This is a genomic window from Arthrobacter jiangjiafuii (assembly GCF_018622995.1).
Lineage (GTDB): Bacteria > Actinomycetota > Actinomycetes > Actinomycetales > Micrococcaceae > Arthrobacter_B > Arthrobacter_B jiangjiafuii.
The window spans coordinates 582231-607114 of sequence record NZ_CP076022.1 but is presented as its reverse complement, the minus strand read 5'-3'; the positions used below and the strand labels follow the sequence as shown (position 1 = coordinate 607114).

19 protein-coding genes and 1 tRNA gene are annotated in these 24884 nt (G+C 66.9%); 8 read left to right on the top strand and 12 right to left on the bottom strand.

Annotation, left to right across the window (positions count from 1 at the left end):
• Positions 1 to 35 precede the first annotated feature (35 nt).
• From KKR91_RS03000 to KKR91_RS02985, 4 genes are all read left to right on the top strand, one after another.
• The gene (locus KKR91_RS03000; RefSeq protein ID WP_237687464.1) at positions 36 to 1160 is read left to right on the top strand and encodes a VIT1/CCC1 transporter family protein; all 1125 of its coding nucleotides are present in this window, start codon (positions 36 to 38) and stop codon (positions 1158 to 1160) included.
• A gap of 78 nt (positions 1161 to 1238) precedes the next feature.
• Positions 1239 to 2066, top strand: a complete 828-nt coding sequence (locus KKR91_RS02995; RefSeq protein WP_210231688.1) for an aldo/keto reductase — start codon at positions 1239 to 1241, stop codon at positions 2064 to 2066.
• Positions 2067 to 2398: 332 nt separating this feature from the next.
• Entirely contained in the window at positions 2399 to 4315 is a 1917-nt protein-coding gene (locus tag KKR91_RS02990) for a BCCT family transporter (protein ID WP_237687568.1), read from the top strand.
• 312 nt (positions 4316 to 4627) lie between these two features.
• Positions 4628 to 6187 (top strand): alpha/beta hydrolase family protein, encoded by a 1560-nt coding sequence (locus tag KKR91_RS02985; RefSeq protein ID WP_210231690.1) that lies wholly within the window; start codon positions 4628 to 4630, stop codon positions 6185 to 6187.
• 93 nt (positions 6188 to 6280) lie between these two features.
• Here the strand turns inward: KKR91_RS02985 and KKR91_RS02980 are convergent, their stop codons facing one another.
• The 5 genes from KKR91_RS02980 to KKR91_RS02960 form a co-directional block, all read right to left on the bottom strand.
• Positions 6281 to 7690: a sugar porter family MFS transporter gene (locus KKR91_RS02980; protein WP_210231691.1), complete on the bottom strand. Its 1410-nt coding sequence runs from the start codon at positions 7688 to 7690 to the stop codon at positions 6281 to 6283.
• Positions 7691 to 7775: 85 nt separating this feature from the next.
• Complete coding sequence (sucD, locus tag KKR91_RS02975; RefSeq protein WP_210231692.1) at positions 7776 to 8678, bottom strand: succinate--CoA ligase subunit alpha; 903 nt, start codon at positions 8676 to 8678, stop codon at positions 7776 to 7778.
• 37 nt (positions 8679 to 8715) lie between these two features.
• A complete protein-coding gene (sucC, locus tag KKR91_RS02970; RefSeq protein WP_210231693.1) occupies positions 8716 to 9885 on the bottom strand; it encodes an ADP-forming succinate--CoA ligase subunit beta in 1170 nt (389 codons plus the stop codon).
• Between the two features lie 207 nt (positions 9886 to 10092).
• A complete protein-coding gene (gene pcrA / locus KKR91_RS02965) occupies positions 10093 to 12630 on the bottom strand; it encodes a DNA helicase PcrA (protein ID WP_237687463.1) in 2538 nt (845 codons plus the stop codon).
• Between the two features lie 68 nt (positions 12631 to 12698).
• Complete coding sequence (locus tag KKR91_RS02960) at positions 12699 to 13499, bottom strand: inositol monophosphatase family protein (protein WP_210231694.1); 801 nt, start codon at positions 13497 to 13499, stop codon at positions 12699 to 12701.
• A 135-nt stretch (positions 13500 to 13634) separates the two neighbouring features.
• On the opposite strand from KKR91_RS02960, the gene KKR91_RS02955 reads away from it, so the two are divergent.
• Entirely contained in the window at positions 13635 to 14276 is a 642-nt protein-coding gene (locus KKR91_RS02955; protein ID WP_210231695.1) for a hypothetical protein, read from the top strand.
• An 86-nt stretch (positions 14277 to 14362) separates the two neighbouring features.
• Here the strand turns inward: KKR91_RS02955 and KKR91_RS02950 are convergent, their stop codons facing one another.
• Positions 14363 to 16498: an MMPL family transporter gene (locus tag KKR91_RS02950; protein WP_210231696.1), complete on the bottom strand. Its 2136-nt coding sequence runs from the start codon at positions 16496 to 16498 to the stop codon at positions 14363 to 14365.
• Positions 16499 to 16582: 84 nt separating this feature from the next.
• Here KKR91_RS02950 and KKR91_RS02945 point away from each other — a divergent pair, with 84 nt between their 5' ends.
• Together KKR91_RS02945 and KKR91_RS02940 are read left to right on the top strand one after the other, a co-directional pair.
• Positions 16583 to 17092, top strand: a complete 510-nt coding sequence (locus KKR91_RS02945; RefSeq protein WP_210231697.1) for a MarR family winged helix-turn-helix transcriptional regulator — start codon at positions 16583 to 16585, stop codon at positions 17090 to 17092.
• A gap of 67 nt (positions 17093 to 17159) precedes the next feature.
• Positions 17160 to 17236, top strand: a tRNA-Arg gene (locus tag KKR91_RS02940).
• A gap of 62 nt (positions 17237 to 17298) precedes the next feature.
• Here KKR91_RS02940 and KKR91_RS02935 read toward each other — a convergent pair.
• The gene (locus KKR91_RS02935; RefSeq protein ID WP_210231698.1) at positions 17299 to 19191 is read right to left on the bottom strand and encodes an ABC transporter ATP-binding protein; all 1893 of its coding nucleotides are present in this window, start codon (positions 19189 to 19191) and stop codon (positions 17299 to 17301) included.
• A gap of 209 nt (positions 19192 to 19400) precedes the next feature.
• Between KKR91_RS02935 and KKR91_RS02930 the strand changes: the two genes are divergently transcribed.
• The gene (locus KKR91_RS02930; protein WP_210231699.1) at positions 19401 to 21080 is read left to right on the top strand and encodes an ATP-binding protein; all 1680 of its coding nucleotides are present in this window, start codon (positions 19401 to 19403) and stop codon (positions 21078 to 21080) included.
• 21 nt (positions 21081 to 21101) lie between these two features.
• On the opposite strand, the gene fdhD is transcribed toward KKR91_RS02930, so the two are convergent.
• From fdhD to KKR91_RS02910, 5 genes are read right to left on the bottom strand one after another with little or no spacing between them, the layout of a single operon-like run.
• Positions 21102 to 21929: a formate dehydrogenase accessory sulfurtransferase FdhD gene (fdhD, locus tag KKR91_RS02925; RefSeq protein WP_210231700.1), complete on the bottom strand. Its 828-nt coding sequence runs from the start codon at positions 21927 to 21929 to the stop codon at positions 21102 to 21104.
• 50 nt (positions 21930 to 21979) lie between these two features.
• The gene (locus KKR91_RS02920; RefSeq protein ID WP_210231701.1) at positions 21980 to 23284 is read right to left on the bottom strand and encodes a molybdopterin molybdotransferase MoeA; all 1305 of its coding nucleotides are present in this window, start codon (positions 23282 to 23284) and stop codon (positions 21980 to 21982) included.
• On the bottom strand, positions 23271 to 23564 hold the full coding sequence (locus tag KKR91_RS16930; RefSeq protein ID WP_237687462.1) for a DUF6457 domain-containing protein: 294 nt from the start codon (positions 23562 to 23564) through the stop codon (positions 23271 to 23273). The genes KKR91_RS02920 and KKR91_RS16930 overlap by 14 nt, the downstream gene beginning before the upstream one ends.
• Positions 23565 to 23591: 27 nt before the next feature.
• Positions 23592 to 24290 (bottom strand): molybdenum cofactor guanylyltransferase, encoded by a 699-nt coding sequence (mobA, locus tag KKR91_RS02915; protein WP_237687461.1) that lies wholly within the window; start codon positions 24288 to 24290, stop codon positions 23592 to 23594.
• Complete coding sequence (locus KKR91_RS02910) at positions 24290 to 24790, bottom strand: HNH endonuclease (protein ID WP_210231702.1); 501 nt, start codon at positions 24788 to 24790, stop codon at positions 24290 to 24292. Before KKR91_RS02910 ends, mobA begins: the two co-directional genes overlap by 1 nt.
• Positions 24791 to 24884: the final 94 nt, after the last annotated feature.

Here is a 24884-nt window from a genome sequence, read left to right as displayed (position 1 = left end):
TCCCAACCCCGCTCCGGTCCCGTACCAGGAGCATTGTGAACACCCACCCTGCAGCCGACCGGTCCGACGTTCCGGAGCCGCCGTCTTCGGCGGACATTAAGCGCTGGCGGCAGTATCTTGCCGACGAGCGCGCGGAGGCCGACACCTACCGTTACCTGGCCGAACGCCGGGACGGCGAGGAACGCGACATCCTGCTCGCCCTCGCCGAGGCGGAAGGGCGCCATGAAGCCCACTGGCGGGCCTTGCTCGGGGAGCAGGGCATCGGCAGGACCAAAGCCTCGCTGCGCAACCGGCTGCTCGGCTTCCTGGCCCGGCGCTTCGGCTCCGTCTTCGTCCTCGCCCTGGCCCAGCGCGCCGAAGGCCGCTCCCCCTACGCGCAGGACCCCAATGCGACCAATGCCATGGCTGCGGACGAGCAGATCCATGAGGAAGTTGTACGCGGACTGGCGACCCGGGGCAGGAATCGGCTCTCCGGGAACTTCCGCGCCGCAGTGTTCGGCGCGAACGACGGACTGGTCTCGAACCTGGCCCTGATCATGGGCATCGGTGCCACCGGCGTTTCCAGCGGCTTCATCCTATTCAGCGGCCTGGCCGGGCTGCTCGCCGGTGCACTGTCCATGGGCGCCGGGGAATACGTGTCTGTGCGCTCCCAGCGGGAGCTGTTGGAGGCGTCCCGTCCCACCCAGATCACCCTGGCGGCCGCGAAGTCCCTCGATATCGACGCCAATGAGCTGGTACTGGTCTACCGGGCCCGCGGGATGTCCCGGGAAGCGGCAGAACACCGTGCCGCCGAACGGATGGGACTGTTCACGTGTGACTGCGACCCGAGCTATTCACTGAACCCGGAAGCCGCCGTCGAGGGCGTCGATGAGCATGAATCGGTGGGCACCGGCCTGGGCGCCGCCATCTCCAGCTTCTGCTTCTTCGCCTCCGGCGCCGTCGTCCCGATCCTGCCGTACCTTTTCGGGCTCACCGGCCTGACCGCCGTCGTCGTCTCCTGCGTCCTGGTGGGGCTTGCGCTGCTGATGACCGGCGGCGTCGTCGGCCTGCTCTCCGGAGCCTCCCCCCTCAAGCGCGGGCTGCGCCAGCTGGGCATCGGGCTGGGCGCCGCGGCAGCGACCTACCTGCTGGGGATGCTGTTCGGAACGACCGTCGCCTAGGTACCACTGTCCAACAGGCAACCCTGTCGCCTAGATTCGGAGGCAGGAAACCCAGCCGGTCACCGAGTCAGGACAGCCATGAGCATCGCACCTCCCCTGCTGCGGCTGCGCAGCGGAACCCTCATCCCGCAGCTGGGGCTGGGCACCTGGCCCCTGGACGACGACGGCGCCGCCAGCGCCGTCGAGACCGCGGTCTCCCTGGGATACCGGCACTTCGACACCGCCGAAAACTACCGCAATGAACGCGGCGTCGGCGAAGGCCTGCGCCGCAGCGGCCTGGACCGGAGCGAAGCGTTCATCACCACGAAATTCAACAAGGAATGGCACAGCGTCGACGGCGTCCGGCAGACCGCGGAGGCGTCCCTGCAGCGCCTGGGCACTGACTACATCGACCTGCTGCTCATTCACTGGCCCAATCCGGGCCAGGACCGCTATGTGGAGGCTTTTCGCGGGTTGCGCGCGGTGCAGGACGACGGATTGGTGCGCGCCGTGGGAGTGTCCAATTTCAAGCCGGCCCATCTGCAGAAACTGCGCGGGGCCGGACTGGTTCCCGAGATCAACCAGGTCCAGCTCGATCCCTATCATCCGCGCCGGGACGTGCGGCGCGCCAACGCCGGCCTGGGCATCGTGACCGAAGCCTGGAGTCCGCTGGGCAGGGGCGGGAAGCTGCTCAGCGATCCCGTAATCCAGGGCCTCGCCGGCAAGTACGGCAAGACGCCGGCCCAGATCGTGCTGCGCTGGGACATCCAATCCGGAGTCGTCACCATCCCCAAGTCCGGGAATCCGGCACGGATGGCGCAGAACCTGGACATCTTCGATATCGAACTCGAGCCTGCGGACATGGCTGCCCTGGACGGACTGGAAGGCGACGAGCAGATTTCCGATTCGGATGTCTTCGGCCACTAACCCCTGTGTGTTCCCCCACGCCGCCGGGAACCAACTCCTTGCAGGTAAAGGGAAGTAGGCACTTGGGGCCCCTTTCACCGCGGGCGCTAAATTTGACTGCAGCCCCGGGCCGGGAAACTCTGATTATGACTACGCATCATCGAAGCAGGTACGGAAGAAACGCAAAGAGGGGCAGCGTCGCTTTCAGTACCCGGTAGAGCCATGCCCGCAGAGTACAAGTACACAGACCTGCGAAACCCGGGACCCAGCAGCCTTATCTGAGCCCGCCCGATGGCTCCCCACAGGGAGCCGGGCATTCTTTCCGTTAATTCAAGGAAGGGCCTATGGCTAACATGACCGAACGTCCCGCAGCTGCGGAGCCGAATCCCGACGCAACACTGGCAGCCGAACCGGACACCAACCCGGACCAGGAACTGCTGCAGCAGCTCCGGGAGACCGAACACGCACACGAGGTGGCCCGCAGCACCGAAACCCCGGCCAGGCTGGACAAGGTCATCTTCGGGATCACCGGCGCGCTGGCCATTGCCTTCATCCTCTGGGGCCTCTTGGGCCGTGATTCCCTGGCAACGTCCTCGCAGACGGCACTGGACTGGATCATGGAAAACACCGGCTGGATGTTCGTCCTGCTGGCATCCTTCTTCGTGGTCTACGTCCTGTGGCTCGCACTGGGCCGATTCGGCAACATTCCGCTCGGCAAGGACGACGAGGAACCGGAGTTCAAGACCCTGTCCTGGATTTCCATGATGTTCGCCGCCGGCATGGGCATCGGCCTGATGTTCTACGGCGTGGCCGAACCGCTCTTCCACTACGTCTCCCCGCCTCCGGGAACCGTGGACGGCCAGACCCCGGAAGCTCTGCGCACCGCCATGGCCACGTCGGTCTTCCACTGGGGCCTGCACCCCTGGGCCATGTACGCGATCGTCGGCATCGCCATGGCCTACGGCACCTACCGCCTGGGCCGCAAGCAGATGATCTCCTCGGCTTTCACCTCCCTGTTCGGCAGGGCACGCGTCGACGGCCCGCTGGGGAAGGTGCTGAATATCTTCTCGATCTTCGCCACCCTGTTCGGCACCGCTGCCTCGCTGGGACTGGGCGCGCTCCAAATCGGCAGCGGCCTGGAATCGACCGGTTGGATCGGCACCGTCGGCACCCCCATCCTGGTGGGCATCGTCGCGATCCTGACCGCCTGCTTCGTGGCCTCCGCCATGTCCGGCATCTCCAAGGGCATCCAGTGGCTCTCCAACATCAACATGGGCCTCGCGCTGCTCCTGGCGGTCATCGTCTTCATCGCCGGACCCACCCTGTTTATCCTCAACGTGATTCCCTCCGCGATTGCCGACTACGCCGGCAACATGGCTGAGATGGCCTCCCGCACGGAGGCCGTCGGTGACGCATCGATGCGGGAATGGCTTTCCAGCTGGACCATTTTCTACTGGGCCTGGTGGCTGTCCTGGACGCCCTTCGTCGGTATGTTCATCGCACGCATCAGCCGGGGCCGGACCATTCGCCAGTTCGTGACCGGAGTCCTGCTGGTTCCGTTCGTCGTCACCGTGCTGTGGCTCTCCATCTTCGGGGGCGCCGCCATCGGCACGCAGCAAACCGCCGCGCCAGGCGAGGCGGACGCCCTGGTGGCATCTGCAGGCTCGGACGCCGCCCTCTTTGAGCTCTTTGCCCTGCTGCCCATGCCGAACCTGATTGCCGCGGCCGTCGGTATCCTGGCCATGGTCCTGGTGGGAATCTTCTTCGTCACCGGAGCCGACTCCGCCTCCCTGGTCATGGCTTCGCTGAGCTCCAACGGCTCGGAAAAGCCGGCGCGCGGCGTCATCATCTTCTGGGGCGTGCTGACCGGCGCCGTGGCAGCGGTGATGCTCCTGGCCGGAGGAAACGACGATCCTTCAGCTGCCCTGGCAGCGCTGCAGCGCATCACCATCGTGGCAGCCCTGCCGTTCGCGATCGTAATGCTGCTGATGACCATAGCCCTGGCCAAGGACCTGGGGCGCGACCCGATGGCGCTGCGCCGCCAGCTGACCAAGTCGGTTATGGAGCGTGCCATTGCAGCAGGCGTGGACGAACACGGCGGTTCCACCTTCGACCTCGCCACGCAGGAACACGACACCACGGCGCACGACACCACGGCGCACGACGTCGGGACGCCGGCCCCCGTCCCGGCCTCCGCCTCCCGTGCCGTCACCGGACCCCGGGACACCGGCAGCGATGCCGATGGCGGCACGTCCCGCCCGCGCGGCTAGTACCGGATCCGCCGTCGGGATCCCCGGATAGGGGGATCCCGACGGCCGGAAAAGCTGTTGCAGGGATCCCCGGCCCGCCCGGGGATCCCTTTTTCCTGCCCGAAAACCCGGGTTTCCTGCCCGAAAACCCGGCCAGCCGCGGGGAACCGCGGAGCCTACCGGAGCCAGGCCACGGTGCGCAGCGCCATCTGGGGGTTTGCTTCGTTGGAGAAGCGATTGACGTCCCGCCCTTGTGTGACTTCCCACTCGCCAGTAGCGTGCGAAAAGTTACCGCCCGGTAACCTTTTTCGTGCACAAGACAATGAGGTCACTATGAGGAAGCATGTAAGCATCGTGGCGGTTGCCGTGGGGCTGCTGGGGTCATCCCTGGCGGCAGCACCCGCCGCCCTCGCCGCACCGGCACCCGCAGCTGCACCCACTCCGGCGTCCCGGACCGACGTCGTCGTTACCAGCTTTGACGGCACCCCCATCCATACCAATTTCTTCCCGGCCACCGGCCTGGCGGCCGGCCAGCAGGCACCCACCGTGATGGTTGGCCCCGGCTTCGGCGTGCCGGGCGGCAGGATCCCCACCAGCACCACGAGCACGCTGATCGGCTCCATCGGCATCGCTCCGCTGCGGAACGCCGGTTACAACGTAGTGACCTGGGATCCGCGCGGCTTCGGCCTCAGCGGCGGTGAGGCCTACGTCAACAACCCCGCCTACGAGGGCCGGGATGGCGAGGCGCTCATCGACTTCATTGCCGCCCAGCCCGAAGCACGGCTGGACGCGCCGGGTGATCCGGTCCTGGGTATGGCAGGTGCATCGTACGGCGGCGGCATCCAGTTTGTGCTGGCCGCCCAAGACCAGCGGGTGGACGCCATTACCCCGACCATCGCCTGGAATGACCTGACGTCCAGCCTGTACAAGGCCGGCTCCTTCAAGACCGGCTGGGGCGCCCTGCTCTGCGCGGAAGGCACCGCCTTGGGCCAGCTCGGCTCGCTCGTCGGCAACAAGGGCGCTCTGTCCGCTCCGGTGCGCAAGGCCTGCCGCGAGGGCCTGACCTATCCGAACCAGCTCAGCGCCGAGTCGGTGGCCTACTTCAGCTCCCTGACCTCGGACGAAATGTTCACCTCCATCACCGCTCCCACACTGATCATCCAGGGCACCGCTGACACGCTGTTCACCCTCGACGAGGCCACGCGCAACTTCAACCTGATCAGCAGCACCGGCACCCCCGCCAAGATGCTGCAGTTCTGCGGCGGGCACGGCCTGTGCAACTCCACGGCCGGACCGGACCGGATCACGCCGGCGGTACTGAACTGGTTCGCGAAATACCTGCAGAAGGCACCCGTGGACACCGGCGCCGCCTTCGAATTCATCGACCAGGCCGGCGTGACGCGCGGCGCCCCGGGCTACCCCGAGGCGGCGGGCGCCCTCACCGGCTCCGGCAAGGGATCACTGTTGCTCTCCCCCGCCGCCCTCAGCGGCGCCGTCGTCGCCGCCGCGGTAGCGCCGTCGGCACTGAACGTACCGGTCACCGCACCGGCCGTCTCCACCTCGGTGTTTGGCGCCCCGCAACTGACCCTGACCTACCGGGGATCGGCCCGGCAGGTCAACACGCACGTCTATGCGCAGCTCATCGACAAGTCCCGGGCCTCGCTGGTGCTGGGCAACCAGGTCACTCCGGTGCCGCTGGTGCTGGACGGCCGGGAGCACACGCTGACCATCCCGCTGGAGGAGGTCTCCTACACAGCTACACCCTCGTCCAGGCTGGTGCTGCAGGTGACGCCGGCAACGTCCGTCTATGCGCTGCCCAGGGCGACGGCGCTGGCCAGCTTCACGGCAACGGTGGCCGTGCCCACTGTGGCCGCGTATCCGGCCGTTCCGTAACAACACCGGCTTTACGGGAAATGAAAAGAGGGAACCTGCGTGCCCCATTAACGGCGCTGCAGGTTCCCTCTTTGTCCGGTGTCGCCTGATGGGCTACTTGCTGCCGGCGTTCTTGAGCTCGGCCTCGAGCTGTTCCAGCGACTTGCCGCGGGTCTCGGGCATGAAGCGCCTCACGAACAGGATGGCGCAGACGCCCAGGGCCACGAAGATAAAGAACGTGTTGGAGATGCCCAGCCCGGCCATCAGCATCGGGAACGAGAAGCCGACGGCGAAGTTCGCCATCCACTGCACGAACACCGAAAGGCCCATCCCGAGCCCGCGGACCCGCAGCGGGAAGACCTCGGCGATGATCAGCCAGGTCACCGGCGAAATGGCACCCTGCTGGAAGGCCAGGAACAGCACGGTCAGGGACAGCACCACAAAGCCGCGGGCGGTGCCCTCGGCCAGCGTGAGCGAGGCGACGCCGATCAGGGCCAGCGTGGTGGAGGTGCCGATCAGGCCGGTGATCAGCATCGGCCGCCGGCCCACCTTGCCCAGCAGCCAGATGCCCAGGATGGCGGCTGCAACGGAAACGATGCCGTTGGCGATGTTCGCGGTCAGCGCGGCTTCGGTGCCGAAGCCGGCGTCGGCCAGGATCTGCGTGCCGTAGTAGACGATGGCGTTCACGCCGGTGATCTGCTGGACCACCGACATGCCCATGCCGATCAGCAGGACCCGGAACAGCCACGGTTCGGCGAAGTCCTTGAAGGAACCACGGCGGGTGGTCTCGTGGCTGGCCAGCGCGCGCACGTCGTCGTACTCCGCCTGGGCGTCCTCGGAGCTGCGGATCTTCTGCAGCACCGCCATCATCTGCGGGTAGCGGCCCTGTGCCGCGAGCCAGCGCGGGCTCTCGGGCACAAACTTTATCCCGATCCACAGCGCGATTGCGGGAATGCTGGCCACGGCCAGCATCCAGCGCCAGATATGGTTTTCCTCGCCCCACACATTGCCGATCACGGCGTTGGTGGTGAACGCCGCCAGCTGGCCGGTGACGATCATCAGCTGGTCGCGGGTCACCATCTGCCCGCGCCGGGCGGCGGGGGCAAGTTCGGAGAGGAACATCGGCACGACGGCGGAGGCGCCACCCACGGCCAGGCCCAGCACCACGCGTGCCACCACCATCACGGCGATGGACGGTGCGACGGCAGTGCCCAGGGCTCCGGCCAGGAAGACCACGGCCAGGACCATGAGCAGCCGGCGGCGGCCGAAGCGGTCGGCGAGCTGTCCGGCCGCCAGGGCGCCGAAGGCCGCTCCGAAGAGCAGGCTGGAGGTGATCAGGCCCTCGGTGAACGGGGTGAGCCCCAGGTCCACCTGCATGAAAGGCAGCGCCCCGTTGATGACGCCGGTGTCATAGCCGAAAAGGAAGCCGCCGAGGGTGGCAATCCAGGAGGCGCGTCCCAGCGCACCACGGTGGCGGTTAGCGCCCTTGTAGGCAGAGTCGCCGGGGGAAAGAGTTGTGGACATCATGTACTTTCTGCGGATTAACCAAGCGCACAAAAACCCCCGCCGACCGGAAGAACTCCGGGCGACGGGGGCAGATGCGTGCGTATTAGAGCGCTGCGAAAACTTCGCGCAGCAGGGTGGCGGTCTCGGACGGCGTCTTGCCGACCTTCACGCCGGCAGCTTCAAGAGCTTCCTTCTTGGCCTGTGCGGTTCCTGCGGAACCGGAGACAATGGCGCCTGCGTGGCCCATGGTCTTGCCTTCGGGAGCGGTGAAGCCGGCAACATAGCCCACAACGGGCTTGGTGACGTTGGCCTTGATGAACTCGGCTGCGCGCTCTTCGGCGTCGCCGCCGATTTCACCGATCATGACGATGGCCTTGGTCTCGGGGTCAGCTTCGAACGCGGCCAGGGCGTCGATGTGCGTGGTGCCGATGACGGGGTCGCCGCCGATGCCGATCGCGGTGGAGAAGCCCAGGTCCCGCAGTTCGTACATCATCTGGTAGGTCAGGGTGCCGGACTTGGAGACCAAGCCGATCGGGCCCTTGGTGGTGATGTTGTTCGGGGTGATACCCACGAGGGCTTCACCCGGAGTGATGATGCCGGGGCAGTTCGGGCCGATGATGCGGGTGACCTGGTTGCCGTCTGCATCCACCTTGGACTGGGCGTGGGCCCAGAACTCGGCGGAATCCTGGACCGGGACACCTTCGGTGATAACGACGACGAGGCCGATGCCGGCGTCGATCGCTTCCATGACGGCGTCCTTGGTGAAGGCCGGCGGCACGAAGACGATGGAGACGTCTGCGTCGGTCTTGTCCATGGCCTCGGTGACGGTGCCGAAGACGGGGAGTTCCACGTCGCCGTGGACGACGGTGGTTCCGGCCTTGCGGGCGTTAACGCCGCCGACAACCTGGGTTCCGGCCTTGAGCATCAGGGCGGTGTGCTTGGTGCCTTCGCCGCCGGTGATGCCCTGAACGATGACCTTGGAGTCCTTGTTCAAAAAGATAGACATAAGGGGATTCTCTTTCTAGAAGTTCGACAGGCTGGGGTCAGCGAGCGGCGTAAGCGAGCTCGGCAGCCTTGTCGGCGCCTTCGTCCATGGTGGTGGCCAGGGTGACCAGCGGGTGGTTGGCCTCGGCGAGGATGCGGCGGCCTTCTTCGACGTTGTTGCCGTCCAGGCGGACAACCAGCGGCTTGTTGGCTTCGTCGCCCAGGATTTCCAGGGCCTTGACGATGCCGTTGGCCACGGCGTCACAGGCGGTGATGCCGCCGAAGACGTTCACGAACACGGACTTGACCTGCTCATCGTTGAGGATGACGTCCAGGCCCGCGGCCATGACGGATGCCGAGGCTCCGCCGCCGATGTCCAGGAAGTTGGCAGGCTTGACGTTGCCGTGCTTTTCGCCGGCGTAGGCGACGACGTCGAGCGTGGACATGACCAGCCCGGCGCCGTTGCCGATGATGCCGACCTGGCCGTCAAGCTTGACGTAGTTGAGGTCGTTGGCCTTGGCCTTGGCCTCGAGCGGGTCAGCAGCGTCCTTGTCTTCCAGCGCGGCGTGGCCGGGCTGGCGGAAGTCTGCGTTTTCGTCCAGGGAGACCTTGCCGTCGAGGGCAACGATGTCGCCGGCTCCGGTCTTGACCAGCGGGTTGACCTCCACCAGGGTGGCGTCTTCCTTCACGAAGACGTCCCAGAGCTTGAGGATCGCGTTGACAACGCCTTCGCGCAGTTCCGGAGCGAAACCTGCCGCGTCAACGATCTCTTCGGCCTTGGCCTGGTCGATGCCGACGGCCGGGTCAACGGCTACGCGGGCCAGGGCGTCGGGGCGCTCTACGGCGAGAACCTCGATTTCCATGCCGCCTTCCACCGAGCACATGGCCAGGTAGTTGCGGTTGGCGCGGTCCAGCAGTACGGAGAAGTAGAACTCCTCGGCGATGTCGGCACCCTGTGCGATCATCACGGTGTTGACGGTATGGCCCTTGATGTCCATGCCGAGAATGTCGGAGGCGTACGAGAACGCCTCGTCAGCAGTCTTGGCGACCTTAACGCCGCCGGCCTTGCCTCGGCCACCAACCTTGACCTGTGCCTTGACGACTACAACGCCGCCAATCTTCTCGGCTGCAGCTTTTGCTTCTTCGGGAGTGTGCGCCACGATTCCGGCAAGCACGGGTACACCGTGCGCCTCAAACAGATCGCGCGCCTGATATTCAAACAGGTCCACGGGCTAGTGTCCTTCTACGTCGAAGTAGGTTTACATTCGATCAGATGATCGCAGAAGCAGATGCGTCAAGCCGGTCTGCCCCTCTGGAACTTTAGTCGCTAAGCGCCGAATGCCGTCCCCAGACTACCCCTTTAGTGACGAAGCGCACAGTTCTATGGTTTGTAGAAATCAGTGCGTCTGCGCTATTTAGGCAGCCTGGGGCCATATTTAGGCTTCCTTGGTCAGCGGGGCGTAGCGCAGCAGCAGCCGCTTCTCGCCGACGTCGAACTTAACCTTTGCCACCGTCTTGTCGCCGGTTCCCTCCACCGCCAGCACGGTTCCGTGGCCGAAGCTGGTGTGGTTGACCTTGTCACCGACGCCGACCGAGATGACTTCCTTCTGCGGCTGGACCCGGCCGATGGCCTTGGCCACCGGGGCGGCGGAAATGTTGCCCCCGGCGCCCATGCCGGAACCCGTTCCGGAACCGGCACCCCAGTGCGAACCGCCATACCGGCTGGAGCCGGCACTGGTGCTGCCGCCCCAGGTGGGCCGGTCCATCCCCTCGCGCTTCCACTGGATCAGCTCCTGCGGGATCTCTCCCACGAACTGGCTGGCCGGGTTGTACTGGCTCTGTCCCCACATGCTGCGCACTTCGGAGCGGGTGATGTAGAGCCGCTTCCGTGCCCGGGTCAGGCCCACATAGGCGAGCCGCCGCTCCTCGGCCAGTTCGGCGGGATCGGTGGCAGAGCGCTGGTGCGGGAACAGTCCCTGCTCCAGCCCGGTCAGGAACACCACCGGGAATTCCAGGCCCTTGGCAGTGTGCAGGGTCATCAGCGTGACGACGCCCTGCTGGCGCGATTCCTCGACGGCGGCGGCCACCTCTTCGGCAGAGCCTTCCGGGGCATCGGGGATGGAGTCTGCGTCGGCGACCAGGGAGACCTGCTCCAGGAACTCCCCCAGGGAGCCCTCGGGATTGTCCTTTTCGTATTCGCGGACCACTGCCACCAGTTCAGCCAGGTTCTCCACCCGGGACTCGTCCTGCGGATCGTTGGAGGACCGCAGTTGCGCCAGGTAGCCGGTCTGTTCCAGCACCGCTTCCAGCGCCGCGGAGGCACCGGAACCGGCCGCCACTTCGGCGAGGTCGTCGATGAGCTTGACGAAGCCGTTGACGGCGTTCAGCGAGCGGGTGGCCAGGCCGGGGGCTTCCTCCGCCCGGCGCAGGGCCGCCATGAAGGAGATCCGTTCCCGTTCGGCCAGGGCCGCGACCGAGTATTCGGCGCGGTCGCCGATGCCGCGCTTGGGTTCGTTCAGGATCCGGCGCAGGTTCACTACGTCGTCGGCGTTCACGAGCACCCGCAGGTACGCCAGGGCGTCCTTGATTTCCTTGCGTTCGTAGAACCGGGTGCCGCCCACCACCTTGTAGGGCAGCCCGACGCGGACCAGGACGTCTTCCAGGGAACGCGACTGGGCGTTGGTGCGGTAAAAGACCGCCACGTCGCCCGGACGCAGGTTTTCCTCGTCCTGCAGGCGGTCGATTTCCTCGGCGATGAACCGCGCTTCGTCGTGCTCGTTTTCGCCGACATAGCCGATGATCTTTTCGCCGCTGCCCTCGGCCGTCCAGAGGCGCTTCTCCGGCCGGTTCGGATTGCGGGAGATGACCGCATTAGCCGCGTTCAGGATGGTCTGCGTGGAGCGGTAGTTCTGCTCCAGCAGGATGGTGCGGGCGGCGGGGTAATCCTTTTCGAAGTCATTAATGTTGCGCACATCGGCGCCACGGAAGGCATAGATGGACTGGTCGGAGTCGCCCACCACGGTGAGCTCGGCCGGCGGAATGTCCAGGGTGTTGCCCTCCCCCGGCACGCCCACCAGTTCGCGCACCAGGGCATACTGCGCGTGGTTGGTGTCCTGGTACTCGTCCACCAGGATGTGGCGGAACCGGCGGCGGTAGTACTCGGCCACTCCCGGGAAGGCCCGGAACATGTACACGGTCTGCGCGATCAGGTCATCGAAGTCCATGGCGTTGGCCGAGCGCATGCGCTCGGTGTAGCCCCGGTACACGTCGGCGACGGCCTGCTCGAACGGGTCGGACAGGTTGGCTGTGGCAGCGAAGGTTTCATCGTCGATCAGTTCGTTCTTCAGCGCCGAGATCTTGTGCATGATCATTTTGGGCGTGAAGCGCTTGGGGTCCAGGTCCAGGCCCTTCGCCACCAGGGTGATCAGGCGCAGCGAATCCGCAGAGTCGTAGATCGAGAAGTTGGAGTTCATGCCCACGGATTTGGCCTCGCGGCGCAGGATCCGCACGCAGGAGGAGTGGAAGGTGGAGATCCACATGGTCTTGGCGACCCCGCCCACCAGGGCTTCGATCCGCTCGCGCATTTCGGCAGCGGCCTTGTTGGTGAAGGTAATCGCCAGGATCTGCCCGGGGTTGGAGCGTCCGGTGGCCATCAGGTACGCGATCCGGTGGCTGAGCACCCGGGTCTTTCCGGACCCGGCCCCGGCCACGATCAACAGGGGTGAGCCGCCGTGCTTGACCGCTTCCTCCTGCTGCGGGTTCAGACCCTGCAGCAGGTCCGCGGCGCGGGCCTCATCCACCCGGGGCTTGGCCTGCTGGCGCGGGTGCCCGGCGGCGTGCCCGGTATCGGAGCCGGTGCCGGCGTCCTTGCCCGCGTCCTTACCCGCGCCGGCAGCGTTGCCGTCCGCAGCCGGGGAGTCCTTGGCAGAGTCGGTCTTGGCCGTTGAAAAGTACGGATCAAAAAGATAGTCCATGGTGTTCTTAAGTCTAGGTGCTGCCACCGACCTTTTCCGGCGGCCCCTCCCGGGAGGGGGCCGGAGGTTTAGGCCGAGGTCAGGGCCTTGTGGATTTCCCGGACAGCCGCAGCGCCGCCCGCAATGTGCCAGCGGAAGCCGTTGACGACGGCGACGTCGGTGCTGCCGCCGGCGGCCCGGATGATGGCCTTGCCCGGTAGCCAGTCCCATTCCGGACAGCTGTGCTGGAACCAGGCGCCCAGGCGGCCGGACGCGACCGAGCCCAGGTCGCAGGAGCCGGATCCGAGCATGCGGATGGTCGCCGTCCGCGACGCGGCAGCCGTCCACGGGCCGGCGACGTCTGGACGCCGCAGCCAGGTGGGGTGCAGGTACGTGCCGGCGCTGAGCCGTTCCAGCGGCGCATCCTGCAGGGGCGGGATTTCGGCGCCGTTCAAAGTGGCCGGATGCCCCTCGCCGCCAACCCAAAGCCGGTCTTCCTGCGGCTGGTAGATGGCCCCGAGCAGCACTTCGGGATCACCGGCGGAGTCGTGGGGCCCGTCGGCTTTCAGCGCGATGGCCGAGCACCAGTAGGTGGAGCCGGAGAAGAAGTTGTAGGTGCCGTCCACCGGATCGATGACCCAGGAGCGGCCGGAGGTGCCGGTGACGCTGGCCCCTTCTTCGCCGATGATTCCGTCCTCGGGGCGCAGGGCCCGCAGCCGGTCCACCACGAGTTTTTCCGCCGCGTGGTCGGCGCCCGTGACGACGTCGGACACGGTGGTCTTGGCGGTAGCGGTCAGCCCCTGGACGCGCATGCGCAGGGCCAGCGCCCCGGCGTCGCGCACCAGCTCGGCGGCCAGGGCGAAATCATCCTTTGTTGCACAGACACTCATGCGCCCAGCCTATCCGGCGGGGCAAGCGATACCAGCGGGCGTGCCGGCACCCGCGGCTGGTCCCCGTCCAAGGAACCGGCCACCTGCCCGCCCGTGGTCCGTCACCCCGCAAGCCGGGCAGCCATACTGTTAAGCATGGGAAAAACTCCGGCACAGCGGGCAGCAAAACACGGCGAGAAGGCCGTACAGCCCCCGCAGGCAGCGAAAATGACCGCACCGCGCACCGAGCAGCAGGCCAAGAGCAACGCGAACCTGATCCTCATCGCAGCGGTGGCCACCACGCTCTTCATGTTCTTCTACCTGCACCTCCTGGTGCTGGACCAGATGACGCAGCTGAGCGACGGCATGGCCATGCCGGATTCGCTGGTGGGCGGTTACAGCATGGCCTATCTGGAAGACCTGCGCGGCGTCATGGACAGCGATGCCCTGGGCCAGCTCAGCTACGTGCACAAGACCGCCGGCACCATTTTCCCGCTCATTTTCGGCTTCACCTGGCTGCTGATCATTGGCCTGAATGCCCGCGGCAGGGCCCGCCGCTGGCTGCTGTGGGCGGCCCCGATCCTCTTTGTCATCGTCGATCTGTGGGAGAACGTCGTCATCGACCAGGCCCTGGGCTCAGCGGAGCTCGCCGCTTCCGACGCCGCGCTGGCCAGCACCCTGACCATCGCCCGCTGGGTGCTGCTGGGGCTGAGCCTGCTGGCGTCGGTGGTGGCAGTGTTCGGCAAGCGGACACCGGCTCAGGGCCCACGGGCAGCCGGGCCGGGCACCGGTTCCTAGGCAGCATCAACAACCAAGAGCACAAATGCAGAAGGCCTGCCCGGAACAGCCGGGCAGGCCTTCTGCATTGAGAGGTCCGGCTTTCGCTAGCGGCCGGGTGCGCGGTGCGCCCCCGCCGGCGCAAGCTCCCGGCGCGGCCCGGAGTCGCCCGCCGGTGCCTCGTGGCGTCCGCCGGTGCCGCCGTGCTGGGCCGGCTTGGACGGCCACCAGAACTTCTCGCCCAGGATGAACGCCAGGGCCGGAACAATGACGGTCCGCACCACCAGGGTGTCGAGCAGGACGCCGATGGCCACGGTGATGCCCACCTGGGTCAGGGTGACCAGCGGCAGCACGCCGAGCACGGCGAACACTGCGGCCAGCAGGATGCCGGCACTGGTGATGACCCCGCCGGTGGAGCGCAGCGCGCTGAGCATGCCCGCCTTGGTGCCCATGGTGACGGCGTTCTCCCGGGCCCGGGTGGTCAGGAAGATGTTGTAGTCAACGCCCAGCGCCACCAGGAAGATGAAGCTGTACAGCAGCGTGAGCGTGTCCAGCGCCGGGAAGCCGAGCACGTTGACGAACAGGAACCAGCTGATGCCGGTGCTGGCCACAAAGGTCAGCAGCACGGACGCCACCAGCAGCACCGGAGCGACGATACTGCGCAGGAGCACCAGCAGGACCAGGAAGACCAGGATGATCACCGAGGTGACGACCAGCGTGAGGTCGTGCTGGTTCGCAGCCAGCTGGTCCACCCGCTCGGCCGCTTCCCCGCCTACCAGGGCTTCATACTCCGGGTTGGCGGCCAGATCGGAGCGAAGGTCCCCGATGAAGGCGTTGGCCCCGTCGGTGCCCGGTTCATAACTGTCGATCACGTCGATGCGCGTCATGCCGTTGTGCTCGGAAGCCACCTCGGCACCCGAAACGCTCTCCAGCGCGGCGAGTTCCTCCACTGCCGCATCGGCACTGTCGGAGTTCACCAGCACGATCACCGGCGAGGACGAGCCTGCCGGGAAGCCCTCGGCCAGGGTTTCGGCTGCGGTGACGGCCTGCGGCTTTTCGGTGAACTGCTCGTTTTCGCTCAGGCCGATCTGCACATTGAACAGTAGTCCTCCGGCGGCGAGCAGGACGACGACGGCGGCGCCGGCAATGCGCTTGGGCGCACGGGCCGTGACCTCGCCGAGCTTGCCCCAGAACTTGCCTTCACGGGCGGCGTCGCCGACCTTCGGCACGAACGGCCAGAACAGCTTCCGCCCCAGCAGCACCAGGGCTGCGGGCAGGATGAAGAGTGCGCTGAGGATGGCCAGGACAATGCCGGTGGCCGCCGAGAAGCCCAGCCCGCGGTAGCTCATGGTGTCGGTGAAGAGCAGCACCAGCAGCGCCAGGATCACGGTGCCGCCGGAGGCGATGATGGCTTCGCGCGTCCGGGAGAGGGCCTTGCCCATGGCCTCGTACTTGGATTCGTGGATGCGCAGTTCCTCGCGGTAGCGGGCAATCAGCAGCAGGGCATAGTTGGTGGCCGCACCGAAGACCAGTACGGAAGTGATGCCAACCGCGGACGGGTCCACGTCGATGCCGACCACCGGGGCCAGCAAGTCAACCACCTTGAGGGCGGCCTGCTCAATGGTTGCCACCACGGCCAGCGGAACCAGCCAGAGCCACGGTGAGCGGTAGGTGACGAGCAGGAGCAGGGCCACCACGCCGGCGGTGACGGTCAGCAGGATGAAGTTGGCACCGGAGAACACCCCGGCCAGGTCTGCGGTGAAGGCTGCTCCGCCGGTGAGCTCCGCCTTGAGCCCCTCGGGTGCCGTGGCGGAGATTTCCCCGCGCAGGGCTTCGACCTCGGCGGCGACGGCATCGCCGTCGTCGGCTGCCGCCTTCAGGGTTACCGGAACCAGTCCCACGAGCTTGTTTTCGGAGACGATCGGCGGCACCTGCGGCGGGGGGCCAACGGCACCCAGCTCGGCGGCGGCGGCGTTGATTTCGGCGATGGCGGCCTGGTCGGCGTCCGTCATGGGCGCCCCGTCAGTCCGGGAAACGACAATCAGTGCCGTGGATTCCTGGGCATCCGGGAATTCCTCCAGGAGTTCGTTGACCTGGGTGGTCTGGTACTTGTCGCTGAGGCCGCCCACCGTGGACGCCTCGTTTTCCTGTGCCGGCAGAGCAAAGAGGCCAATGATGACCGCCAGGCTCAGCAGCAGCGTTATCCAGGCCGCTTTGGCCGATTTCACTATCCCTGCGTTCATGCTCGCTCCCGGTGCAATAAAAGTATCTCCAGCAAAAAGTATCTCACTTTTAGAGATACTTCAATGTGGAGTTACTATAGGAGCGTGGAAGAGAAGGATCTCAAGCGGGACATCGTGAACGCCATCCGCGGCATGGCCCTGGACGGGCAGCGCGTGGCGGATGCTTTCGCGCACCGGCACGGGCTCAACGCCACCGATATGCGTGCCCTGACCCTGATCATGGAAGCCGAAACCCGTCACGAGGCGCTTACCGCCGGCCGGCTCAGCGCCATGCTCGGCACCTCGACGGGCGCGACGACGGCGGTCATTGACCGGCTGGAGCGGATCGGACACATCCACCGCAACCGGGACCACGCCGACCGCCGGAAGGTGACCCTGCACTTTGAACCGCTGGCCATGAAGCTGGCCGGAGCCTACTTCGGGCCGCTCGGGGCGCTGACGGATACGGTGATGAGCCGGTACTCCACCGAAGAGCTGCAGACCGTCCACCGGTTCATGGAAGACATGCGCGGGGCCTACTCCGCCCATCAGGCTGCACTGGAATCCCCGGCCCCGGCCGCTCCGGATGCACCGGCCGGGCAACACGCACCGTAACGGGTGCAGCACCGGAGCCCGGGAAACAGGTAAGCTGATAACCGCCTGCCGGCCAGTCCGGCAGCCCGCCCTCGTAGCTCAGTAGGATAGAGCGGCCCTCTCCTAAAGGGCAGGTCGTCGGTTCGATTCCGGCCGGGGGCACCACCGATCAAAATGGCACCACCGATCAAAATCCCGCGCTGCCCCCTGGGTACATCCCTGCGCCGCTAGCCGCGGACGGCATCCTCCTCCGCGACGGGCTCAACGGCGAACTGCGTGCCGTGCAACTCCGCATACCGCCCGCCCAGCGCCAGCAGCTCGGCATGGGTGCCCTGCTCGGCAATGCGCCCGCCCTCAATCACCAGGATCTTGTCCGCGTTCCGGATGGTGGAGAGCCGGTGCGCAATCACGACGGCGGTGCGCCCCTCAAGTGCCTCGCCCAGTGCTGCCTGCACCGCGGCTTCGGAGGTGGAGTCAAGTGCCGCAGTGGCCTCATCCAGGATCACGATCCGCGGCTGGGCCAGCAGCAGCCGGGCGATGGTCATGCGCTGGCGTTCCCCGCCCGAAAGCCGGTAACCGCGCTCCCCCACCATGGTGTCCAGCCCGTCCGGCAGCGAACGGATCAGGTCTTCCAGGCGGGCACGCCGCAGGGCATCCCAGACCTGGTCCTCGGTGGCCTCCGGATTGGCCAGCAGCAGGTTGGACCGGATGCTTTCGTGGAACAGGTGACCGTCCTGGGTCACCATGCCCAGCGCCTGCCGCATCGAGGCGAAGCTGACGTCGCGGACATCGGTGCCGGAGAAGCGCACCGCACCGGAATCGACGTCGTACAACCGAGACAGCAGCTGCGCGATCGTGGACTTGCCGGCGCCAGAGGTTCCCACCAGGGCGACAGTCTGCCCCGGCTCCACCCGGAACGAAATCCCGTGCAGCACTTCCTCGCCGCCGCGGGTGTCGAGCACCGCAACATCCTCCAGTGAGGCCAGCGAGACCTTGTCGGCGGTGGGATAGGCGAACCTGACGTCGTCGAACTCCACGCCCAGCGGACCCTGCGGCACCGGAACGGGGTGGTCCTTTTCCCGGATCAGCGGCTTGAGGTCCAGGATTTCGAACACGCGTTCAAAGCTCACCACCGCGCTCATGATCTCCACCCGCGCGTTGGCCAGTGAGGTCAGCGGTGCGTAGAGGCGGGTCAGCAGCAGCGCCAGGGTGACGACGTCGCCGGTGTCCAGGGTGCCGGTCAGGGCCAGGTAGCCGCCCAGGCCGTAAACCAGCGCGAGTGCGAGCGCCGAAACCAGCGTCAGCGCGGTCACGAACACCGCCTGCATCATGGCCATCTTCACCCCGATGTCCCGCACCCGGGCGGCGCGGACGGCGAACTCGCCGGACTCCTGCTCGGGCCGGCCGAAGAGCTTGACCAGGGTGGCGCCGGGGGCGGAGAACCGTTCGGTCATCTGCGTGCCCATCGATGCGTTGTGGTTGGCGGCCTCGCGGCGCAGCGCCGCCAGCTTTCCGCCCATCCTGCGGGCCGGGATGAGGAAGACCGGCAGCAGCAGCATTGCCAGGACGGTGACCAGCCAGGAGGTGTTGAGCATGACGATGAGCGTCAGGACCAGGGCGACCACGTTGGATACGACGCCGGAGAGGGTTCCGCTGAACGCCTGCTGGGCGCCGATGACGTCGTTGTTCAGCCGGCTGACCAGCGCGCCGGTGCGGGTGCGGGTGAAGAAGGCGATCGGCATCTTCTGCACGTGGTCAAAGACCGCCGTGCGCAGGTCCAGGATGACCTGCTCGCCGATGCGGGAGGAGAACCAGCGGGTGGCCAGGGACACCCCGGCGTCGGCCAGTGCCACCACGGCGATCAGCCCGGCGAGCCAGAACACCCGGTCCACTGCCGCCCCGGCAACGAGCGCGTTGACAACCTCACCGGCCAACACCGGCGTCGCCACCGCCAGGAACGCGCCCAGCGTGGACAGCAGTACGAATCCGATCAGCTGCCTCTTGTACGGGGACGCGAAGGTGATGATCCGCTTCAGCGTCTCCCGGGAAATCTTGTTGTTGCTGCCCTTGGCGGTGGAGATCTTATAAAGGGAACCCCAGGCCGCGCTCTCCATGCTCATGATGCTGCCTCCGTTGTATGCACCATCCAGCTTAAGCCCGGGAAGCGGCACACCGTTGACCTGCCTGTGGCGGCGGAATCCTCTGCAGAACAGGCGGCGGAAGCGGCACGCCGGACGGCGTGTTACAGCTCACGTCACAGCAGGTATGCGCTGATACACTTCGATTCGCTGCCCACACTGAGATTTCGGCACATATACGAAAGGCCGCCATGACCACGGCGCTACAACCACTGGACGCGGCGTCCTCCGGCGCCCACGTGCAGTGCGCCCTGGTGGCGGTCAGCACCCGCAGCACACGGGAAACGGCAGAGGCGGTCCTGAACGCGGCCGGACTGACGCCGCTGCATGTGGACAACGAATACGACGCCATCAAAGCGCTCCAGAACAAGGACTCCGTGCTGGGCATCGTGGACGCCGAGATGCTCTCCGCAGCCTCCCCGGACCAGCTTCGCCGGCTGCGCCAGGAACCTTCCGTCTCCGGGCTGCCCATCATCCTGCTTTCGGGCGACTCCGACCTGGACATTGACGCGATGGTCGAGTTGGGCATCACGCAGTTTTCCGGCGGCCCCGTCCGGTACGCCGATCTGGCAAGCCGGGTGGCCCTCGTCCTGGCCGGCAGCCGCGCCACGCGGCGGCGGAAGGTGGCGGCCGCCCGCCTCCGGGCGGACAGCCGGGCCATTTCAGCTGCACTGCGCGCCACCAACGATCCCGAACAGATGCTTGACCTGGTGGTACGCGGCCTGGGTGAAACATTTGACGCCTGCCATGTCCGCATCGAGACGTTTCCGGATGGCCGCGTTCCCGAAATGGGGGCGTCCTGGAGCAAGAAGCCCGGATCGCCTGGGATTCCCCATCTTCCCCTGCACACGGCGCAGGAGCTCAGCTCCAGTCTCTGGGAACGGGAAAAGGTGCGACGGATCGAAGACCACCGCAACCTCGACGAACTGGCCGGCCCGGATCTGCCCGGGGCAGCCGAGGCAGGGCTGCGCACCTCGGTGTTCGCTCCCCTGGCCCACGGTGACCAGGTACTGGGCTACATCTGGATTGCCGGAACAACCCGTGCACGCCACTGGAGCCGGACAGAGCTGTCGCTCATCAAGCATCTCAGCGGCAACCTGGCCCACGGGCTGGTGCAGGGACACCTCATCACGGCGCAGCGGGAGGTCCTGGCCCGGCTGCGGGAACTGGACAAGGCCAAAACCGACTTTGTCGCCACGGTCAACCACGAGCTCCGCACACCGCTGACCTCCATCACCGGCTACCTGGAACTGATCATGGACGGTTCCGGCGGGGACCTTCCCCCGCAAGTGGGCGAGATGCTCGAGATCGTGGGCCGGAACGCCACGCGGCTGAACCAGCTCATTTCCGATTTGCTCACCATCTCGCGCAGCGACGCCCACGCCTCCGGGCTGGATGTGGAAGAGCTCGACCTCGCACACCTGCTGGCTTCGGTGTCCGCAGCGCTGGCTCCGGCCGCCGCCGCCAACGACATAACGCTCAAAATGGGCCCGGTAACGTCGCCGTTGCTGGCCGACGGCGATCTGACCCAGATGGAGCAGGTGTTCACCAACCTGGTGTCCAACGCAGTAAAGTTCACGCAGCCCGGCGGCACAGTGGAGCTTCTCGGTGAGGCAGTGGCCACCGATACCGGTCCCCAGATCCGGATCCAGGTCGTGGACAACGGCATCGGCATCCCGGAAGCGGATATCCCCAAGCTGTTCCAGCGGTTCTATCGGGCGTCCAATGCCACTGCTGCGGCCATTCCGGGCACCGGGCTGGGCCTGGCCATCGTGCAGGACATCGTGTTCCAGCATGGCGGGGAGCTGAACCTGGATTCCGCCGTGGGCCGCGGCACAACAGTCACGGTGCGGCTGCCGGCGCGGCACTGAACCCGGTTGTAACCCGCTTGGTCAGGCCGATATCCGTTCCGGGAACGCGTAGCAGTTCAGCGAGGTTCCGCGACTGAAACCCACCAGGGTCATCCCCGCGTCCTGGGCCAGTTCCACCGAGAGCGACGACGGCGCGCTGACTGCCGCCAGCAACGGGATACCCGCCAGCTGTGCCTTCTGCACCAGTTCAAAGGACGCCCGGCCGGAGACCTGCAGAACGGTGCCGCGCAGCGGCAGCAGACCGGCGCGCAGGGCCCAGCCCACCACCTTGTCAACGGCGTTGTGGCGCCCCACGTCCTCCCGCAGGCACAGCAGGGTGCCCTCGGCGTCGAACAGCCCCGCCGCATGGACCCCTCCGGTGCGGTCGAAGATCTTCTGCTGCTTCCGCAGCTGCTCCGGCAGCCCCGCCAGCACCGGCAGCGCCACCCGGACGTCGTCGTCGCCTACCGAATAGTGCGAAGACTTGCGGACGGCCTCGATGGAGGCGGTGCCGCAGATGCCGCAGGAACTGGAGGTGTAGACATGGCGTTCCATCGCGGTGTCCGGCAGGGCGGTGTCCGGGCGCAGCTGCACGTCCACCACGTTGAAGGTCTGCTGGCCTGACTCGTCCACTCCGGAGCAGTAGCGCAGGCTGATCAGCTGCCCCGGCTCCCAGATAATCCCCTCGGAAACCAGGAACCCTGCTACGAGGTCGAAGTCGTCGCCCGGAGTCCGCATGGTGACGGTGAAGGACCGCCCCTGTACGCGGATCTCCAGCGGCTCCTCGCCTGCCAGCACGTCTTCGCGTTTACTGGTTGTTCCGTCGGTCCGGAATTTTGTGACCTGCCCGCGCCGGGTTACCCGTCCCATGCCGTCCCCTCGTCTTGCGTCGTTCTTCGAGGTTAGCGGAAGCGCTGTCCTCAGCGCGACGGCGGCTGCTGCACGGTCCACGGCAGCGGCAGGGCAGTCAACGTTTCGTCCATGGTGCACCCGGCTTCCGGAATCACCATCACGGCATCGGCATCGGCGAGGCCGCGCAGCATGCCGGACCGGTAGTACGGAGAGGGCATGGCCCGGCCGTTTTTGATCCGGCAGGGAACCAGCCGGGTGCGTCCGGGCAGCGGCTCGATGTCCACTCCCACCAGGACGTGCCGCGGCGCGGGCAGCGGGGCGCCCCGGAGCGCGTCCAGGAGCGGTCCAAGGATGGTGAACACGGCCATCATGGCCGCCAGCGGATTCCCGGGCAGGGCCACCAACAGCCGCCCGTCCGGAAGCCGCGCCAGCATGGTTGGATGGCCGGGGCGCATGGCGATTCCGTCGATCAGCATTTCGGCGTCAATATCCTCGAGCACCTGGCGCAGGTGGTCCGCTTCCGAGCGGCCGGTGCCGCCCGTGGTGATCAGGACGTCGCCGGACGACATCGCGATGGTGGACTCGTCGGTGGCTGCGGAGCTCAGCGCTGCCTTGACGTCCTCATAGCGGTCCGACAGCCGGCGGACCACGTCGATCCGTCCGCCCATCATCGTCACCAACTGCGGCAGCTGCGGGCCAAAGGTGTCTCTGACCTGACCGGATTCCGGCAGCCCTGACTCAATGACTTCGTCCCCTGTGAGCAGCAGCGAGACGCGCGGGGGGCGGAGCACCGGCAGTGTGTCGTGGCCGCAGACGGCGGCCAGCGCAATGTGCGCCGGGTTCAGTAAGGTGCCGCGTTCGATGGTGGTTTCCCCGGCCGCGGCTTCCTCGCCGGCCGGGCGGATGTGGTCCCCTGGCACAGGCTCTGCGGCGCCCGGGCGCAGGACCAGGACCGGGTCCCCGGCACCCTTCCCGGCGCCCGAGAGCATTCCGGACTCGGTGCGCAGCACGCTTTGCGCCCCGGCCGGGATAAGCCCTCCGGTCAGGATGGGCACGGCCTGGCCCGGCTGCAGCGGCCGGCGGCCGGATTCCCGGTGGATCTGCCAGCGCGCGGTTTCGGGTTCCTTGTAGCTGACCAACTGCCACGGAGGCGGGCCCGCAACGGCCCAGCCGTCCATTGCCGAGGACGCGTAGTGCGGGACCGGCTGCAGCGCTGCAACGTCGTCAGCCAGGATCTGTCCCAGCGCCTCAGGCAGGGGAACGGTCTCAAACGGCAGCGGGCGGCCAGCCGAAAAGGCCAGGCTCCTGGCCTGGTCCCAAGGCGCCGAGGGCTGAAGGGGGAGGATTACGGGTGTGGAATTATCGCTTGTCATCGGTGCCTCCGTTTTCGCCGTACTTTTCGCATTCCCGCATAGCAACCCCCATCGCAGCTCCCATGGCCACCGCGTCGTCAGCCTGCCCGCTGCCCGCCGCCAGGCCTGCAGCGAATCCGGCGACATACGTAGTCAGCGGCGCAGCGGGGCGGACCACGGAATGAGCCGCGACGCCGGCCAGCTTCAGGACGGCACCAATATCAACTGTTGTTCCGTCCAGCTCCAGCGCGGTGAGCAGCCTTGCGCACCACGCTTGAAGTTCTTCCTCTTGGCTGACCATGTTTCTGCACTCCTTGATTGCGGGCCTTCAGTTGGACGCTGCAGGTCCCTGCTGGTCTTCGGCAGCGGGCGCCGCTACCGACCAGCGGCTGGCATCTTCCCAGGTGTCTATGTCGGCTGTGCTGTGAGCCGGCACCGCAACGTCCTTCCATTGCACCCTAGCAAGAAGCCTCCGCATCGCGAGGTTCCGCAGCCCGCCGGTCCCGTCGGCGGCAGCGATGGCTTCGGTCAGCGCCCCGGTCCGGTACAGCCCCGCCAGCGGCTGTGCCTGCCCCGTCCCGTCAACGGCCAGGAGCGAATGCGGCGCGGCGTCCTCATCCGCCCGGGCCGCGGCGAGCAGCCTTTCAACTGCACCGGCGATGAAGGGCATGTCGCACGCCAGGACCAGCGTCCAATCCGGGCTAATGCGTCCCTCCGCAGTGTCCAGCCGGCTCAGCGCCGCCAGCCCGGCGGCCACGCCCGCGGCTGGGCCGGCAAAAGGCGGGTCCTCCCGCACCAGCAGGATCCGAGAGCGGGACGCTTCAGCGGCGGCGGTCAGGCCGGCGAGCCCGGGTGGCCCGGCGACGGCGCATGCCGCGGCGCCTGAGGCGGCTGCCAGCGTGCCGGCCAGCAGGGTTCGGCCGGATGCCTGCAGCAGTGCCTTGGGCCGGCCGCCCAGCCGGGAGGAACGTCCGCCAGCCAGGATGACGGCATTAAAGGAGGGTCCTGCATCACTGGCAGATGGCATCAGGCTGCAGTACCGGCATCGAGGAACTGGTTCCATTGCGGCGCCGGCCGCTCCAGCTCCCGGATCTGCCAGCGCGCTCCGTGCGGCGGTTGCGGGAGGATCCGCAGCTGCCAGCCGAGCTGGCTCAGGGTCCTGTCCCCCTTGGCGTTGTTGCAGCGCAGGCAGCAGGCCACCAGGTTCTCCCAGCTGTCGGCTCCGCCCCGGGATTTAGGCAGCACATGGTCAACAGTTGAGGCCGCCTTGCCGCAGTAGGCGCACTGGTGCCCGTCCCGGCGCAGGACCCCGCGGCGGGTGGCAGCGGTGCCCTCCCGGTACGGAATCTTCACGTACCGGTGCAGCAGGATCACGGAGGGCCGCGGCAGAATCTCCGTGGGCCCGACCACCGGGTCCCCGGCCTCGGCAATCACGCTGGCCTTGCCGGCCAGGACAAGTACCAGTGCACGGCGAAAGGTCACCACGGCCAACGGCTCGTAGCCTGCGTTCAGAACGAGAGTACGCATGCAGAATCCTCTTCGCCTGCGCCTCCGGTGGCGGGAAGCTGCCCGCCGACGGAGGACGACACTTCGGATGATCTATGGAAAAGAGTATGCCCCG

Coding starts and splice junctions, on each gene's coding strand:
- KKR91_RS02995 (WP_210231688.1), top strand. CDS start 1,239: ATGAGCATCGCACCTCCCCTGCTGCGGCTGCGCAGCGGAACCCTCATC.
- KKR91_RS02990 (WP_237687568.1), top strand. CDS start 2,399: ATGACCGAACGTCCCGCAGCTGCGGAGCCGAATCCCGACGCAACACTG.
- KKR91_RS02985 (WP_210231690.1), top strand. CDS start 4,628: ATGAGGAAGCATGTAAGCATCGTGGCGGTTGCCGTGGGGCTGCTGGGG.
- KKR91_RS02980 (WP_210231691.1), bottom strand. CDS start 7,690: ATGTCCACAACTCTTTCCCCCGGCGACTCTGCCTACAAGGGCGCTAAC.
- sucD (WP_210231692.1), bottom strand. CDS start 8,678: ATGTCTATCTTTTTGAACAAGGACTCCAAGGTCATCGTTCAGGGCATC.
- pcrA (WP_237687463.1), bottom strand. CDS start 12,630: ATGGACTATCTTTTTGATCCGTACTTTTCAACGGCCAAGACCGACTCT.
- KKR91_RS02960 (WP_210231694.1), bottom strand. CDS start 13,499: ATGAGTGTCTGTGCAACAAAGGATGATTTCGCCCTGGCCGCCGAGCTG.
- KKR91_RS02955 (WP_210231695.1), top strand. CDS start 13,635: ATGGGAAAAACTCCGGCACAGCGGGCAGCAAAACACGGCGAGAAGGCC.
- KKR91_RS02950 (WP_210231696.1), bottom strand. CDS start 16,498: ATGAACGCAGGGATAGTGAAATCGGCCAAAGCGGCCTGGATAACGCTG.
- KKR91_RS02935 (WP_210231698.1), bottom strand. CDS start 19,191: ATGAGCATGGAGAGCGCGGCCTGGGGTTCCCTTTATAAGATCTCCACC.
- KKR91_RS02930 (WP_210231699.1), top strand. CDS start 19,401: ATGACCACGGCGCTACAACCACTGGACGCGGCGTCCTCCGGCGCCCAC.
- fdhD (WP_210231700.1), bottom strand. CDS start 21,929: ATGGGACGGGTAACCCGGCGCGGGCAGGTCACAAAATTCCGGACCGAC.
- KKR91_RS02920 (WP_210231701.1), bottom strand. CDS start 23,284: ATGACAAGCGATAATTCCACACCCGTAATCCTCCCCCTTCAGCCCTCG.
- KKR91_RS16930 (WP_237687462.1), bottom strand. CDS start 23,564: ATGGTCAGCCAAGAGGAAGAACTTCAAGCGTGGTGCGCAAGGCTGCTC.
- mobA (WP_237687461.1), bottom strand. CDS start 24,290: ATGCCATCTGCCAGTGATGCAGGACCCTCCTTTAATGCCGTCATCCTG.
- KKR91_RS02910 (WP_210231702.1), bottom strand. CDS start 24,790: ATGCGTACTCTCGTTCTGAACGCAGGCTACGAGCCGTTGGCCGTGGTG.